The 14,864-nt window shown below is 66.5% G+C and carries 13 protein-coding genes; 6 read left to right on the plus strand and 7 right to left on the minus strand.

The features are described 5' to 3' along the window. Position 1: 1 nt before the first annotated feature. From ACUCV3_RS16395 to ACUCV3_RS16405, 3 genes are read right to left on the minus strand one after another with little or no spacing between them, the layout of a single operon-like run. Entirely contained in the window at positions 2-1,498 is a 1,497-nt protein-coding gene (locus tag ACUCV3_RS16395; protein ID WP_279727337.1) for a class I adenylate-forming enzyme family protein, read from the minus strand. Between the two features lie 10 nt (positions 1,499-1,508). Beyond that, positions 1,509-1,799, minus strand: a complete 291-nt coding sequence (locus ACUCV3_RS16400; RefSeq protein ID WP_037508179.1) for a hypothetical protein — start codon at positions 1,797-1,799, stop codon at positions 1,509-1,511. Between the two features lie 36 nt (positions 1,800-1,835). Continuing rightward, on the minus strand, positions 1,836-3,062 hold the full coding sequence (locus ACUCV3_RS16405) for a CaiB/BaiF CoA transferase family protein (RefSeq protein WP_279727419.1): 1,227 nt from the start codon (positions 3,060-3,062) through the stop codon (positions 1,836-1,838). 219 nt (positions 3,063-3,281) lie between these two features. Between ACUCV3_RS16405 and ACUCV3_RS16410 the strand changes: the two genes are divergently transcribed. Next, positions 3,282-4,073 (plus strand): SDR family oxidoreductase, encoded by a 792-nt coding sequence (locus ACUCV3_RS16410; protein ID WP_279727338.1) that lies wholly within the window; start codon positions 3,282-3,284, stop codon positions 4,071-4,073. A 198-nt stretch (positions 4,074-4,271) separates the two neighbouring features. After that, positions 4,272-4,574: a hypothetical protein gene (locus ACUCV3_RS16415; protein WP_004209466.1), complete on the plus strand. Its 303-nt coding sequence runs from the start codon at positions 4,272-4,274 to the stop codon at positions 4,572-4,574. A 114-nt stretch (positions 4,575-4,688) separates the two neighbouring features. On the opposite strand, the gene ACUCV3_RS16420 is transcribed toward ACUCV3_RS16415, so the two are convergent. Next, positions 4,689-5,153, minus strand: coding sequence for a MarR family winged helix-turn-helix transcriptional regulator (locus tag ACUCV3_RS16420; RefSeq protein ID WP_004209468.1), 465 nt, complete (start codon positions 5,151-5,153; stop codon positions 4,689-4,691). A gap of 82 nt (positions 5,154-5,235) precedes the next feature. Further along, entirely contained in the window at positions 5,236-6,492 is a 1,257-nt protein-coding gene (locus ACUCV3_RS16425) for an acetyl-CoA C-acetyltransferase (RefSeq protein ID WP_482240896.1), read from the minus strand. 160 nt (positions 6,493-6,652) lie between these two features. Between ACUCV3_RS16425 and ACUCV3_RS16430 the strand changes: the two genes are divergently transcribed. The 4 genes from ACUCV3_RS16430 to ACUCV3_RS16445 all read left to right on the plus strand — a co-directional run bounded on the left by ACUCV3_RS16430 (position 6,653) and on the right by ACUCV3_RS16445 (position 12,641). Beyond that, complete coding sequence (locus tag ACUCV3_RS16430) at positions 6,653-8,317, plus strand: MFS transporter (RefSeq protein WP_279727343.1); 1,665 nt, start codon at positions 6,653-6,655, stop codon at positions 8,315-8,317. A gap of 132 nt (positions 8,318-8,449) precedes the next feature. Continuing rightward, a complete protein-coding gene (locus ACUCV3_RS16435; protein WP_482240897.1) occupies positions 8,450-10,639 on the plus strand; it encodes a TonB-dependent receptor in 2,190 nt (729 codons plus the stop codon). A gap of 26 nt (positions 10,640-10,665) precedes the next feature. After that, positions 10,666-11,703 (plus strand): NAD(P)H-dependent amine dehydrogenase family protein, encoded by a 1,038-nt coding sequence (locus ACUCV3_RS16440; RefSeq protein ID WP_482240914.1) that lies wholly within the window; start codon positions 10,666-10,668, stop codon positions 11,701-11,703. A 2-nt stretch (positions 11,704-11,705) separates the two neighbouring features. Beyond that, entirely contained in the window at positions 11,706-12,641 is a 936-nt protein-coding gene (locus ACUCV3_RS16445) for an SDR family NAD(P)-dependent oxidoreductase (protein ID WP_279727347.1), read from the plus strand. Positions 12,642-12,735: 94 nt separating this feature from the next. On the opposite strand, the gene ACUCV3_RS16450 is transcribed toward ACUCV3_RS16445, so the two are convergent. Then, positions 12,736-13,599, minus strand: coding sequence for an SDR family NAD(P)-dependent oxidoreductase (locus tag ACUCV3_RS16450; RefSeq protein ID WP_279727348.1), 864 nt, complete (start codon positions 13,597-13,599; stop codon positions 12,736-12,738). Further along, complete coding sequence (locus ACUCV3_RS16455) at positions 13,596-14,822, minus strand: MFS transporter (RefSeq protein WP_270091914.1); 1,227 nt, start codon at positions 14,820-14,822, stop codon at positions 13,596-13,598. Before ACUCV3_RS16455 ends, ACUCV3_RS16450 begins: the two co-directional genes overlap by 4 nt. Positions 14,823-14,864: the final 42 nt, after the last annotated feature.

Consider the following 14,864-nt stretch of genomic DNA (forward strand, 5'->3'; position numbering starts at 1 on the left):
GTCAGGCTGCGAACAGCTTCTTGATTTCCCGGCGGAGGAGTTTGCCCATTTCATTATAGGGCAGGCTCTTAGCAAAGAGCACGCGCTCGGGCACTCGCGAAGAACGCAGCCGGGCGCGGATGACCTGCTTCAGCTCCTCGTCGGCCGGCGCCGCATGCCCGTCGCGCACGACCACGATCAGGCCGACCGCCTCGCCCCATTCGGCGGACGGGATGGCGACGGCGGCCGCTTCGGCGATGGCGGGCAGGGCCAGCATCACATCCTCGATCTCGCCGGGCGAGATATTCTCGCCGCCGCGCACAATCACATCGTCGGCGCGGCCCGACAGGAAAAGATAGCCTTCGGCATCGATATAGCCGGCGTCGCGGGTCGGGAACCAGCCATCGGCGTCGAGCGCGCTGCGCTCGCGATATTCGCCCGACACCTGGTCGCCGCGAACATAGATTTCGCCCGGCTCGCCGGCGGGCAGGCAACGGCCATCCTCGTCGCGAATCTCGATCTCGACCGTCGGCAGCGGCCGGCCGACCGAGGTCAGCCGAGCGCGGGCGGCGGGATCGGTCGCGACATGGGCGGCCCGATGTTCGTCCGGTCCCAGCAGGGCGACGGTCGAGCTGGTCTCGGTCAGGCCATAGGCGTTGGTGAAGCCGGTATCGGGAAACAGGTCGAGCGCGCGCTGGATCAGCTCCAGCGGCATCTTGCCGCCGCCATAGGCGACCGCGCGCAGATTGCTGAGGTCGGGGCGGACACCCTTGTCGACAGTCTCGATGATGCGCGACAACATGGTCGGCACTACAAAGGCATTGCTCGCCCGCTCGCCCGCCGCCAGGTCCAGCCAGGCGGCCGGATCGAAGGCGGGGAGCAGCAGGATGCGGCGCAGCGCATAGATAGAGCTGAGCAGGGCGGCGATGCCGGCAATATGATAGGGCGGCACGCTCACCAGCGCGGCATCCTCTTCCGGCGCGGCGCCGAACTCGACCGTACCCAATATATAGGAAACCAGATTGGCGTGGCGCAGGATCGCCGCCTTGGGCGCGGCGGTCGTGCCGCTGGTGAAGAGCTGGATGGCGACGCCATCGCCCTCGTCCGCCTCGATCGGCGCATCGGCCGCAGCGTCCAGCGCAGCGGTCACGAAATCGGCGCGCGCCAGCACCTTGTTGTCGGCCGAGGGGCAGAGCCGTTCGACCCGCGCGACATCGCCGACGATCAGCGCCGGGGTGATCCGTGCCAGCAGCGCGGCGAGGTCGGCGTCGGCCAGCCGATAGTTGAGCGGCACATAGGGCACGCCGGCAATCGCCGCGCCGAACAGCGCCATCGCCGCCGCCTCGCTGCTCTCGTCGAGCAGCGCGACATGGCTGCAGCCACTGTCCCGGATCAGCGCGGCGGCGCCGCGCGCGCCGGCCAGCAGCCGGGCATAGCTCCAGCGCTGGCCGTCACAGACCAGGCCGATGCGGTCGGGCGCGGCATCGGCCGCCATTTCGAGGAACAGGGCGATGTTCATGGGGTGCGCGTCAGTCCGAAGCGGGCAGGGGCTTGGCGTCCTTGGGGCTCAGGGCCACGCCGTCGACCGACAGCGAGCCCTTGCCCGGCTTGACGCACAGCAATTCGAAATTGCCGGCCGGATCGACATAGCGCTTGCCCATCAGCGTGCCGGCGCTGAAATCGGCGGCAGGCGTGCCGACCGCTTCCGGCTTGGCTTCGCCCATGGCGCTGCCGCCGCATTCGATCGTGCCGGCGCCGCTGCGGATCACCATCACTTCGGTGTCGCACACCGCGCTTTTCAGTTTCGTACCCGGTTTCATATCATTCCTGCCTTCCAGCCCCCCGACGTCGCCCCTTCAGGCGATAGCGCCGCTGGCCTTCCATTGTTCAATCTGGTCCCACTCGACGCCCAGTTCCATCAGCACCAGTTCGGTATGTTCCGATGCCTGGGGCGACCGCGTGGTCTGCACCGGCTGGCCGTCAAACTGCACCGGGCCGCGCACCAGCCGAAGCGGCGCGCCGCCATCGGCGCCCTCCACTTCGATGATCATGTCGTTGGCGATCGCCTGCTCGTCGGTCAGCAGATCCTTGAAGCTCTGGATCGGCGCCCATTGCCCCTTCATCGTCTTCAAATGCTCGCGCCAATAGGCGAAGGGCTTCTGACCGAAGGCCTTGACCAATATGTCGCTCGCCGCGCCGGCATTCTCGATCAGCGCCAGCACATCCTTGAAGCGCGGATCGTCGGCTGCCTCGGGCACGCCGACATGGGCGAAGGTATCGGCGATCAGGCCGGTGGGGCTGACCATGCACAGGTTGATCGTGCCGCCGTCCGAGGTGCGGAAATTGCCCATGAAGGGGTTGCGCAGCGACCCGCCGGAACTCGGCATGCCGTTGCGGGTCAATATGTCGGTCTCCATCACCTGCGCGATCAGCGCGCCCGACGCCCACCAGGCGCTCGACAGCAGCGAGACGTCCAGTTCGACCGCCTCGCCGGTCTTTTCGCGGTGGAACAGCGCACCGGAAATGCCGCCGGCAATGAACATGCCGCCGATGGAATCGCCAAAGGCAGGAATGCCCTGGGTCAGCGGGCCGGGCAGTTCCTCTGGCGTCATCGCATGGGCAACGCCGCTGCGCGACCAGAAGCAGGTGCCGTCGAAGCCGCCCACCTCACGCTCCGGCCCCTTGTTGCCCAGTGCGCTGCCACGGGCATAGATGATGTTCGGATTGACCGCGCGGATATGCTCGATGTCGAACTTGTTCTTCTGCCGCACCTGGGGAAGATAGTTGGTCAGGAATACGTCGGCGCTCTTGGCCAGCTCATAGAGCACGGCCTGGCCTTCCTCCGTCGACAGGTCGATGCCGACACTGCGCTTGCCGCGATTGGGATGCTCGAACAGGGTATGGCGCAGTGGATCGAGCTGCACCCCGCCCATGTTCAGGAACCCGCGCTGCGTGTCACCGCGCACCGGATGTTCAATCTTGATGACGTCCGCGCCCCAGTCGGCCAGGATCGCGCCGGCAGCCGGCACATAGGTGAACTGCGCCACTTCCAGAACGCGCACCCCCTTCATCACCTGGGTCATAAAATCAGCCATCCCCTCATTCGCCGCATGATGCGGCCTGTTGGGGAAAGGGTAGAAGCTGCGCCGGTCGCCGCAAGTCCGCCGGGCCTGCTATCGCTATCGCGATGCGCCCCGGCCCCCTAGCGCCGCAGCGATATTGCCGGCGTCGGCCGGGCCATGGCTTGAGCCGCCTTGCCGCTGTGCCATAGCCGGTCCGAAAACAGATGTGGGAGACATGCCATGAAACTCGACTCTTCCCTGTCCGCAGTGGTGACCGGCGGCGCGTCGGGCCTGGGGCTGGCGACGGTGCGGGCGCTGCGCGAAGCCGGCGTGAAGGTCGCGATCTTCGATATCAACGAGGATAGCGGTCAGGCGATCGCGGCGGAGGTCGGCGCCACCTTCTGCCAGGTCGACATCATGTCGGAAGACAGCGTGCTCGCCGGTTTCGACGCGGCGCGGGCGGCGCAGGGGCAGGAACGCATCCTGGTCCATTGCGCGGTCGTGTCGAAGGGCGGCAAGACCGTGTCGAAGGACAAGGAAACCGGCGGCTTCAAGCGCATGTCGACGCAGGATTATGCGATTTCGGCCGAAGGCGTGCTGGTCGCCAGCTATCGCATCGCCTCGATCGCGGCGCTCGGCATGGCCGGGTTGGACCCGCTGGAGGATGGCGAACGCGGCAGCATCCTGTTGACCTCCAGTGCTGCGGCGCAGGATGGGCAGGTCGGCCAGGTCGCCTATGGCTCGCTGAAAGCCGGGGTCAACGGTATGGTATTGCCGATGGCGCGCGACCTGATGGAACTGGGGATTCGCGTCAACGCGATTATGCCGGGCATCTTCGCGACGCCGCCGATGCTGCGTTTCAAGGATATGAATCCGGCCATGTACGAAAGCCTCAACAACAGCGTCCCCTTCCCCAAGCGCCTTGGAAAGCCCGAGGAATTTGCCGGGCTGGCGCTGGAGATCACGCGCAACAGCTACATCAATGCCCAGCTGTTCCGCATCGACGGCGCGATTCGCTTTCCGCCGCGCTGAATCTCCGGCGCTGCGTTCCTTGGGCGAAAAGGCCGCGTTCCATATGGACGCGGCCTTTTGTCTGCCTGTCCAAGCCGCTGTTCGCACATGCAAAAATAAATACTAAGCTAGGTTGACATTGTCGCAGACAATAGCTAACCTAGCTTAGTGTTAAGGGATATATCTCCCCGACCAGTTTTTAGTTGAAGAGGTTGTGCCATGACTCGTTTCGCCAAGATCGCCCTGTCGCTCTCTCTCGCCGCTGCCGCCCTGCCGCAGGTCGCTGCTGCTGGCGAAGCCGTCCAGATCAGCGCGGCCACCGCCGCCGCCGACTACAAGGGCAAGATGCTCTACACCGCCAGCGGCGATCGTCTGGCCGCCATTTATCGCGTCGCTGCCGACGGCAACGCCCAGATCATCCTCAACGGCAAGATGGTGAACGTGCCGGCGTCCAGCCTGACCGCCGCCGACGGCAAGCTGACCACCAGCCTGTCGAAGAAGGATCTGCTGACCGCGCACTAAGAGATCGCCGGGCGCGGCCTCCCCTGCGCCGGCCGATAGCGAATGGGCCGCTCCTTGCCGGAGCGGTCCTTTTTTATGTCCGGGAAGGGTGGGGCGCCTGGGCGCCGGCGGCCTTCAGGGCTTGACGATATTTTCCGAAATCGTGTCGAGCAGGCTGTTGAGGCGCTTCAAATCCTCGGCCGAGAAGCCGGCGAAGGCGACCTCCTCATTCTCCTGCGCGATGCCGGATAGCTGCATGGTGATCGCCTGGCCGCGCTCGGTCAGGAACACGGCATGGGCGCGCCGGTCGTCATCCTTCTGCCGCCGTTCCAGCAGGCCGTCGGCACAGAGCCGGTCGATCAGCCGTCCGGCCGATGCCTCGGCCATTTCCAGCAGATTGGCGATATGGCGCTGGGTGGTGCCGGGATAGCGCGCGACCGCCGCGATCACCGTCCATTGCGAGCGGGTGACGCCCAGCCGCACCACGCTCTGGTCGAAATGCGCGCGCAGCTGACGCGCGATGATCGTCAGCTTCATCGTCGCGTTGCGCATCAGCGCCGGCGGGTTGTCGGCGAGTGTCTTGTCCTGCAGGCTTTCCATTGTGCGCGCAGCATAGCGCCATCGCGGCGAAACGAAAGCAGCCTCCTCCTGTTCGGCGCAGCGCGGCGGCCGGACGATCCGATCAGACACGTTCGATGATGATCGCGGGCGCCATGCCCCCGGCCGCGCACATGGTGATCAGGGCATAACGGCCACCGCTGCGCTCCAGCTCGTCGAGTGCGGTGCCGATCAGCACCGCCCCGGTCGCGCCGATCGGGTGGCCCAGCGCGATCGCGCCGCCATTGGGATTGAGCTTGGCGCGGTCGACGCCCAGATCGCGGATGAATTTCTCCGTCACCACGGCAAAGGCTTCATTGACCTCGAACACGTCGATGTCGGCCACGGTCAGCCCGGCCTTGGCCAGCACCTTGCGCGCGGCCGGGACCGGCGCGTTCAGCATCAGCGTCGGATCGTCGCCGACATTGGCGGTCGCGACGATGCGGGCGCGGGGCTTGAGCCCATGGGCGTCGGCATAGGCTTTAGAGGCCAGCAGGATCGCGGCGGCGCCATCGACCACGCCCGACGAGGTCCCGGCATGATGCAGCGGCTCGATCGCCAGATCGGGATATTTCTGGTTGATGAGCTGGCGGAAGGTCGGCCCGTCCTGGCGCGAGGGCATGTCCATGAAGGCGGCGAAGGCGGGTTTCAGCCCGGCAAGCTGCTCGGCGGTGGTGTCGGGGCGGGGATATTCCTCATGGTCCAGCACCACGCTGCCATCCTCGTCATGCACCGGCACGGTCGACCTGGCGAAGCGGCCTTCCTTGAGCGCGATGCCGGCCCTGCGCTGGCTCTCCGCGCCGAACGCATCCAGCTCTTCGCGGGTGATGCCCTCCATCGCGGCGATCGCATCGGCGGCGACACCCTGGTTCGACTGGGGATGCTTGTCCTGCAACCGGATATTGCCGGTGCCAAGCCCGCCAGCGGCCTTCACGCCCGCTTCGCGCAGCGACTGGCCGTACCACGTGACATAGGACATCATCTCGGTCCCGCCGGCAATCACCAGATCCTCCATGCCCGACATGATCTGCGCCGCGGCCAGGTTGGTGGCGGTGAGGCCGCTGCCGCAGAAGCGATCCAGCGTCACGCCCGAAGCCTTGACGTCATAGCCCGCATCGAGCGCGGCCATCCGGCCAAGGTCGCCGCCCTGCAGCCCCATCTGCGCGCTGGTGCCCCAGATGATGTCGTCGACATCGGCGGTGTTCAGATTGTTGCGATCCTTGAGCGCCTTCAGCACCGCCACTGCAATATGCTGCGGGTGCATGTGCGACAGCGCGCCCTTGCCCATCTTGCCGATGCTGCGCGGGGTGCGGACGGCATCAATGATATAGGCATCGGTCAAGCATCTTCTCCCGGTCTCTTTTGCCGCAGGCGCGGCTCTCGCATCCTATCGCATGGAAGCGGGACGGCCCCCAATCGCACAGGCGATTGATCGCGCGCCGATTGGCCTGCGTCGCCCGGCTGGTGCAGGCTGGGCGGGCAGATGATGAGGAGGGAGACGGATGGCGCAAGGCGATGTCGCGCAGGCGACGGGCGGCAGCTTCGCGCCGCTGCGCGAACCGGTGTTCCGCCGCATCTGGACCGCCAGCCTTCTCTCCAATTTCGGTCAGCTGATCCTGGGCGTCGGCGCGGCATGGGAAATGACGCGGATGAGCGCGTCGCCCAGCATGGTCGCGCTGGTCCAGACCGCGATGATGCTGCCGCTGATGCTGGTGACATTGCCCGCCGGCGCCTTTGCCGACATGTTCGACCGTCGCCGGATCGCGATGGCGGGCCTCGCCTTCTCGATGCTTAGTGCCGTGACGCTGACCTTCCTGGCCTGGACCGGCCATACCGGCCCCTGGATGCTGCTTGCCTTCTGTTCGCTGATCGGTGCGGGCGTCGCGCTCTATTCGCCGGCCTGGCAGGCGTCGATCAGCGAACAGGTCGGGCCGCGCCTGCTGCCCGCCGCCGTCGCGCTCGGCACGATCAGCTATAATGTCGCGCGCAGCTTCGGCCCGGCGCTGGGTGGCATCATCGTGCTGGCGGCCGGCGCCCATGCCGCCTTTGCGATCAACGCCATCTGCTATCTGCCGCTGTTCCTCGCCTTCTTCGTCTGGCAGCGGCGTCATGTGCCCGCGCGCCTGCCGCCCGAACAATTCCACCGGGCGATGGTGTCGGGCATGCGCTATGCGCTGCATGCCGGGGCGATCCGCACGGTGCTGCTGCGCGCCTTCCTGTTCGGGCTGGCCGGGGCGTCGGCGTCGGCGTTGGCCCCGCTGGTGGCGAAGGATCTGCTGGGTGGCGATGCCAGTGTCTATGGCCTGTTACTGGGCGCCAGCGGGGTGGGCGCCGTGCTGGGGGCCTTGCTGGTCGGGCCATGCCGCGACCGGTTCGGAACGCAGCGGACGACCGCCGTGCTGGCGCTGGTCAGCGGGATCGCGCTGGCACTGGTTGGGTTCAGCCGCCATGTGCCGCTCACCTGCCTGGCGTTGCTGGTCGCGGGGGGCGCCAATATCCTGACCATCGCCCTGTTCAACGTCGCGGTGCAGCTGTCGGCGCCGCGCTGGGTGACGGCGCGGGCCTTGTCGCTTTTCTCCTCGGCGCTGACCGGCGGCATCGCGATTGGCGCGCTGCTTTGGGGGCTGGTGGCGCAAAGCTGGTCGGTCGACATCGCCCTCTATGGATCGGGGCTGGCACTGGCCATATTGCCGTTGCTGGGCTGGCTGTTGCCGCTGCCCGAAACCAGCGAGGCGGATGTCGAGCCCTTCGTCATCGCGGGCGAACCGGAAGTCGGCATGGCGCTCACCCGTCGCTCCGGCCCGGTCATCATCGAGATCGACTATGATGTCGATCCCGACCAGGCGCGCGATTTCTATGCGGCGATGGTGGAGGTGCAGCGCACCCGCATGCGCAATGGCGGCTTCAACTGGTCGATCGCGCGCGACATCGCCAATCCCGCGCTGTGGACCGAGCGCTATCAATGCCCGACCTGGGGCGATTATCTCCATATGCGCGATCGTTTCACCCAGGCCGACAAGCTGGCGCAGCAGGTGGCGCGCGCCTTCGACCGCAAGGCTGGCGAGGTGCGGGTGCGGCGGCGGCTGGAGCGGCCGTTCGGATCGGTCCGCTGGCGCGCGGACTCGCCCGATCCGCGACAGGATACGATCGGATATCTTGGCCCCTGAACCGTGCGCGGCAACGCCGAGGCGATGAGTCAGCCGCCGGCCGCTTATCTGCGCGCGAGACCGCGGTTCTCGGCCTTATCATGCCGCCCATAGGGAAGGCCGGACCACCGGCACCGATCATGGGAGGCAAGGATGATCCATCGGAAGACGCTTATTCGTTCGTCGGGCATTGGCGCGGCCATGCTGCTGGCTACCGTGTCGCACCTGGCTGTCGCGCAGGAGGCGCCGCCGCCGCCGGCCCAGAATGACCAGGATCTGATCATCGTCACTGCCCAGCGCCGCGCTGAATTGTCGCGCGACGTGCCGATCAGCATCACCACCGTCACCCAGGATCAGCTGACCAGCGCCGGCGCCAGCCAGCTCACCGACATTGCCACCGTCACCCCGGCGCTGCGCTTCGACAGCGCCGCCGCCTTCGTCCAGCCGACCATTCGCGGTGTCGGCACGGCGGTCGCCAGCTCGGGCGGCGGCGCCAATGTCGGCATCTATGTCGACGGCTTCTATTCGCCCAACCCGCTGGCCGCCGATTTCCAGCTGATGAGCCTGAAAAGCGTGCAGGTGCTGAAAGGACCGCAGGGCACGCTGTTCGGTCGCAACACTACCGGCGGCGCGATCCTGCTGACCACGGCCGATCCCAGCAGCGACGGCGCGGGCGAGTTCAAGGTCAGCTATGGTCGCTTCAACAGTCTGGCGGTGCAGGGCTATGCCACCTTCGGCGTGGTCCAGGATGTGGCGATGGATGTCGAAGGGCTGTTCCGGCGCGGCAACGGCTTCGTCCACAATATCACCACCGGCAGCGACCGGGACGGGCGCTACAGCAACTGGTCGGTGCGAACCGGGATCAAGGCGGACCTGAGCGATTCCGTGTCGCTGCTGCTGCGCTACACCCATAGCGACACGGACGATCCGACCCTGCTCAACACCAATATCTATGTCGGTGACGATATTGGCGGCGCGGGCACGAACCTGCCGCCCAGCCTCTACGCGACCAAGCATAATGACGTGGCGACCGGCGGCCCGACCGAATTCCTGTCGAACAATGATGTGATCCAGGGCACGCTGAAGGCGGACCTCGGCTTTGCCGATCTCACCTCCTACACCCAGTATCGCGATGAAAATTCGCTGATCGTCGAGGATCTGGACAGCACGGCGGCGAACATCTTCCTGCTGCACATTCCGGTGCGCAGCCAGACCGTCTCGCAGGAATTGCTGCTGACCTCGAAGCCGGGCGGGCCGCTGCAATGGACCGCCGGCCTCTTCTACTTCAACAACAAGGACCGATGGGGCACGCGCGTCGGCACGCCGGCCGCCGGCGATCCGCTCGCCAGCATTGCGCTGGGCGGTTCGGGCACCAACAGCAAATCCTATGCGGCCTTTGCCGACCTCACCTATGCCTTCACGCCCGACCTGTTCCTGACGGTGGGTGGGCGCTACAGCCACGACAGGATCGGCGACGCCTATTATATCATCCCCTTCTCCGGCGTCCGCACCTATGTGCCCGACCTCAAGGGCAACAAGTTCACGCCGCGCGCGGTGCTGCGCTACAAGCCCAGCGAGGAATCGAGCGTCTACGCCTCCTATAGCAAGGGCTATAAGTCGGGCATTCTCGACGTTGGCGGCAATACCGGCAACAAGGTCGCGCCGGAGGATATCGACGCCTTTGAAGCGGGCTTCAAATATGATGACCGCCGCCTGTCGGTCGACCTGTCGGCCTATTATTATGATTACAAGAATCTGCAGGTGTCGCTCTATCGCGGCAACCCGCCCTCGGCCCAGATCATCAACGCCGCCTCGTCGGAAATCTATGGTCTGGAAGGCCAGCTCTCCTACCGGCTGACCGACCGGTTCCAGTTCAATGTCGGCGCCGCCTATACCCATGCGCGCTACACCAATTTCGAGGATGCGCCGATCTACACGCGCTGCACCCTGGCCGCCTGCGCGGCGCAGGGGATCAGCTTCGTCGTCGTGCCGACCCAGCTCAACGACGTGCATATGCAGCGCACGCCCGACTTCACCGGCAATGTCGGAGCGCGCTACACGCTCGATCTGGCGGGCGGTTCGCTCGCCCTGTCGGGCAATCTCTATTACACTTCGAAATTCTATTTCGGCCCGTCCGGCACCCAGTTCGCGCAGAAGGGCTATGAGGTGCTGGCGCTGCGTGCGGAATGGACCGATGCCAGCGACCGCTTCTCGCTGGCCGTCTTCGGCGACAATGTCACCGACAGCCGCTACCGCACCCAGGTGCTCAGCAATAATTTCGGCATCGGCAATGTCTGGAGTGCGCCCGCGACCTGGGGCGTCCAGGCCGGCGTCAAATTCTGATCGGGGCGGCAAGGGAGAGGATGGCGATGGGCAAACACTATCGGGTGATCCAGTGGGCCACCGGCAATATCGGCGGCCGCGCCCTGCGCGCGGTGATCGAACATCCGGGGCTGGACCTGGCCGGCCTGTGGGTCAGTTCGGCGGCCAAGGCGGGGCAGGATGCCGGCACGCTCGCCGGCACCGCGCCGCAGGGCATCACCGCCACAAGCGATGTCGACGCACTGGTCACAACCCCGGCCGATTGCGTCCTCTATATGCGGCAGGGGACCGACATCGACGAACTGTGCCGGCTGCTGGCGTCGGGCAAGAATGTCGTCACCACGCGCGGCGATTTCCACCACCCCGCCTCCATGGACCCGGATGTCCGCGCCCGGATCGAGGCCGCCTGCCAGGCCGGCCACAGCGCGATCTACAGCACCGGCTCCAGCCCCGGTTTCGTGACCGAGGCGCTGACCATTCCCTTGCTCTCGCTCTCGCGCCGGCATGACTGCCTGACGATCGACGAGTTTGCCGACATGGAAAGCCGGGATTCGCCTGACCTGCTGTTCAACATCATGGGCTATGGCGTTGCGCCGACCGCGTTCGACCAGCGCAAGGTCGATTATGTGAAGCATGATTTTGCGGGGTCACTCGCCCAGCTGGCCGACGCTGCCGGCATCGCGGTAGACCGGTGGGAGGCATTCGGCGAAATGGCGGCGGCGACCCGCGACGTGACGATCGCGGCCGGCACGATCGCCGCCGGCACCGTCGGCGCCCAGCGCATCACCATATCGGGGATGCGGGGCGACAAGGCCGTGCTGCGCTTCCGCGCCAACTGGTATTGCACCCGCGACATAGACCGGCCCGACTGGGAATTGCGCGAGTCTGGCTGGCGTATCCAGGTGCAGGGCGACACCCCGCTCGACGTCCACATCACCTTCCCCGTCGCGCCGGAGGATTATGCCGCCTTCACGCCGGGCCTGACCGCCCACCGCGCGGTGAATGCCATTGCGGCGGTGTGCGATGCGCCGCCGGGCATCCGCACCACCGCCGACCTGCCGCAGATCATCGCGCAATTGGGGTGAGCATGGACAGGATCGACTTTACCGGCCGCACCATCCTCATCACCGGGGCGGGCGGGGGTCTCGGCCGCGCCTATGCGCTGGACATCGCCGCGCGCGGCGGCGCGGTCATCGTCAATGATCTGGGCGGATCGGTGACGGGGGAGGGGGCATCCTCGACCATGGCCGAGGCCGTCGTGGCAGAGATCATCGCGGCGGGCGGCATCGCGATCGCCAATGGCGATGATGTGTCGTCGCCCAACGGCGCGCAGGCGATGATCGACCTCGCCATCGCCCGTTTTGGCCGGATCGACGCGGTGATCGCCAATGCCGGCAATATGCGCTTTGCGCCGGTCGAGGATCTGACGGCGGCCGATCTCGACGCGCTGCTCGCCGTCCATGTGCGCGGTTCCTTCAACGTCGCGCGCGCTGCCTGGCCGCATATGCGGGCGCAGGGCGGGGGTCGGTTGGTGCTCACCACATCGGGCGGCGGCATGCTGGGGATGGGGCAATTGTCCGCCTATGGCGCGGCCAAGGGTGGCATCATGGGGCTGATGCACAATCTGGCGGAGGAGGGGCGGCCGCACGGCATCCTCTGCAACGCGGTGATGCCCAATGCCGCCAGCCGCATGTCGGCGGGCATGAGCCAGGGGACGCTGGGCCATAATCCCTGGGGCCGGGCGCTCGGCCCCAGCTTCGATCCGCGCTTTACCGCTGGTCTGGTCGCGTATCTGGCCCATGAGCGCTGCACATCGACCCACAGCATCTATTCCGCGCTCGGCGGCCGGATCGCACGGGTGTTCGTCGGCGCGACCACGGGATGGGACCATGGGCTGGACGCGCCGCCGACCGCCGAGGATGTCGCCGCCCATATCGACAGGATCCGTGACGATGGCGCCGGCTATGCCATCCCGACCGATATCTTCGACGAGTTTCGCATCGTGGCCGAGGGGCGGGGCTAGAGCATTCTGAAGTCGGCTGGAACAGCCGACTTCAGAATGCGGCAAACAAAAGGAAATTAGAGCATCCTCCGATCCAACCTAATCGGAGGATGCTCTAGAAACCCGCCACCATCGCTTCGCTCACCTGCCACAGCTTCAATGCCTGCGCATCATCCTGCGCGGCCGCCGATGGCGTCAGTTCCGCGCGCTGATGGAAATAGCGGCCGCTGCTGCGCCCCGGCTCCTCGGCACTGGCCAGCCAGACCAATGTGTCGGCGGCCTGCGCCGGCGTGACCGATCGGTCGAGGATCGATTCCATATAGGCCTGCATCGGCGCGTCGCAGTGGCTGGCGAAATTGCTCGCGACCACGCCGGGATGCATGGCGTGGGCGACGATGCCGTCATCGGCCACGCGGCGGGCCAGTTCGCGGGTGAACAGGATATTGGCGAGCTTGGCATGGCAATAGGCCGCACCGCCGACGAAATTGTCGGCGAAGCTGAGGTCGTCCCACTGGATGCCCTGGCTCTGCTCATGCCCGGTCGAGGAAACGGCGATCACGCGCACCGTGCCCGGTCCCCGCTTACGGGCAGCAGCCCGCAGATTGGGCAGCAACTTCTGCGTCAGTAGGAAGGGCGCAAGATGGTTGGAGGCAAAGGTCGCCTCGAACCCTTCGGGCGTGATCGTCCGCTCCGCTACCACGCCGCCGGCATTGTTGAGCAGCGCATCGATCTCCGGCGCAAGCGTCGCGATCTCCCGCGCGACCCGTGCGGTATCGGCCATGGAGGAAAGATCGGCGCGCAGCATCGTGAAATCGCCGCCGGCATCGGCCCTCAGATCGGCCTCTGCGGCGGCGCAACGGGCGACGTCACGGCCGATGCCGATCACCCGCCAGCCCCGTTGCAGCAGGGCGCGGGCGGCTTCCTTGCCGACGCCGGCGCTGGCGCCGGTGACGATCGCGGTGCGTTGGGTGTCGCTCATGCGTAGACGGGCTCCATGGTGGGGGGACGGCGCCCCAGGGTCAGGAACAGGGCGGCGCCGGCCAGGGTGACGCAGGCGCTCAGCGCCAGGAACGGCGCATAGCTGCCCCAAATGCTCAGGGTCAGGCTGAGCGTCAGCGAACCCAGCGCCGCGCCGCCCGCGATCGCCGCGCCGACAAAGCCCATGACCAAGCTGAACACGCCCAGGCCAAAACGGCGCGAGACCAGATAGGCGGCGATGTCGCCCTCCGCCCCCTGCGCCAGCCCCATCATCGCGACGGAGAGGGCAAGGACAATGGTCGCATCCAGTGGCGAGGCCATCAGCGCCATGCCGATCGCCGGCATCGCCAGTGCCAGCGCGGCGACATGGTGCGGCGGCATCCGGTCGAGCGACAGGCCGCAGGCGAAGCGGCCGAGCAGCACGCCGATCGCATAGATGGAAATCAGCCAGGTCGCGGTCTGCGACGCCGCGCCGCTGTCCATCAGCACCAGCTTCATCTGGGCCGAGGCGAGTCCCTGTGGGAAATTGACCAGCACCATGCCGACGATCAGCACCCAGAAAGCGGGATTGCGGAAGATGACGCGGCTGCCGACCGGCGCGGGCGTCCCTGCTTCATCGGCCTCCTCATGGGGATGCACGCCGATATGGGCGGGCGTCAGCAGCACCGCGATCAGGCCGAAGACCAGGGTGACGCCGCCCATCAGCAGATAGCCGTTGCGCCAGCCCTGGCTCTCGATGAAGCCACCGAGCAGCGGGGCGATGACCGCGCCGACCAGCGGCGGACCGGTCATCACGATCGAGAAGGCAAGGCCGCGTGCCCGCTCGAACCGTTCGGCGACGATGCGGGTATAGACCGGCGATGTGGTGAGCGTGCCAAGGATGATCTGCAGCACGGCGACGGCGAAGAAGGCGCGGATGCTGCCGGGCTGGAAGGCGAAGCCCAGATAGGCGAGTGGCCCGGCCAGCACGCCCACGGCGGAGACGGCGCGCACGCCGAAGCGGTCGGTCAGCCGCCCGGTGATCGGCTGCATGATCAGCATCAGCAGGCCGAAACTGCCGAGCAGCGCGAATTGCGATTTTGCCCAGCCAAACTCGCCGATCATCTTCGGCGCGAACAGGCTCATCGTATAGGCCGACAGGCCGATGCCGAAGCCCAGTCCCATCGTCGCGGCGAGCAGGGGGCGCCAATGCGTCCGCAACTCACCCCAATAGGCCGATCCCATATCCCTCTCCTCATCTGGTGCCGGCCCCCTCTTGCGGGTGGT

The organism is Sphingobium sp. VMM, assembly GCF_056790315.1.

Coding starts and splice junctions, on each gene's coding strand:
- ACUCV3_RS16410 (WP_279727338.1), top strand. CDS start 3,282: ATGAAACTCGACTCTTCCCTGTCCGCAGTGGTGACCGGCGGCGCGTCG.
- ACUCV3_RS16415 (WP_004209466.1), top strand. CDS start 4,272: ATGACTCGTTTCGCCAAGATCGCCCTGTCGCTCTCTCTCGCCGCTGCC.
- ACUCV3_RS16455 (WP_270091914.1), bottom strand. CDS start 14,822: ATGGGATCGGCCTATTGGGGTGAGTTGCGGACGCATTGGCGCCCCCTG.
- ACUCV3_RS16450 (WP_279727348.1), bottom strand. CDS start 13,599: ATGAGCGACACCCAACGCACCGCGATCGTCACCGGCGCCAGCGCCGGC.
- ACUCV3_RS16435 (WP_482240897.1), top strand. CDS start 8,450: ATGATCCATCGGAAGACGCTTATTCGTTCGTCGGGCATTGGCGCGGCC.
- ACUCV3_RS16420 (WP_004209468.1), bottom strand. CDS start 5,153: ATGGAAAGCCTGCAGGACAAGACACTCGCCGACAACCCGCCGGCGCTG.
- ACUCV3_RS16405 (WP_279727419.1), bottom strand. CDS start 3,062: ATGACCCAGGTGATGAAGGGGGTGCGCGTTCTGGAAGTGGCGCAGTTC.
- ACUCV3_RS16445 (WP_279727347.1), top strand. CDS start 11,706: ATGGACAGGATCGACTTTACCGGCCGCACCATCCTCATCACCGGGGCG.
- ACUCV3_RS16395 (WP_279727337.1), bottom strand. CDS start 1,498: ATGAACATCGCCCTGTTCCTCGAAATGGCGGCCGATGCCGCGCCCGAC.
- ACUCV3_RS16440 (WP_482240914.1), top strand. CDS start 10,666: ATGGGCAAACACTATCGGGTGATCCAGTGGGCCACCGGCAATATCGGC.
- ACUCV3_RS16400 (WP_037508179.1), bottom strand. CDS start 1,799: ATGAAACCGGGTACGAAACTGAAAAGCGCGGTGTGCGACACCGAAGTG.
- ACUCV3_RS16430 (WP_279727343.1), top strand. CDS start 6,653: ATGGCGCAAGGCGATGTCGCGCAGGCGACGGGCGGCAGCTTCGCGCCG.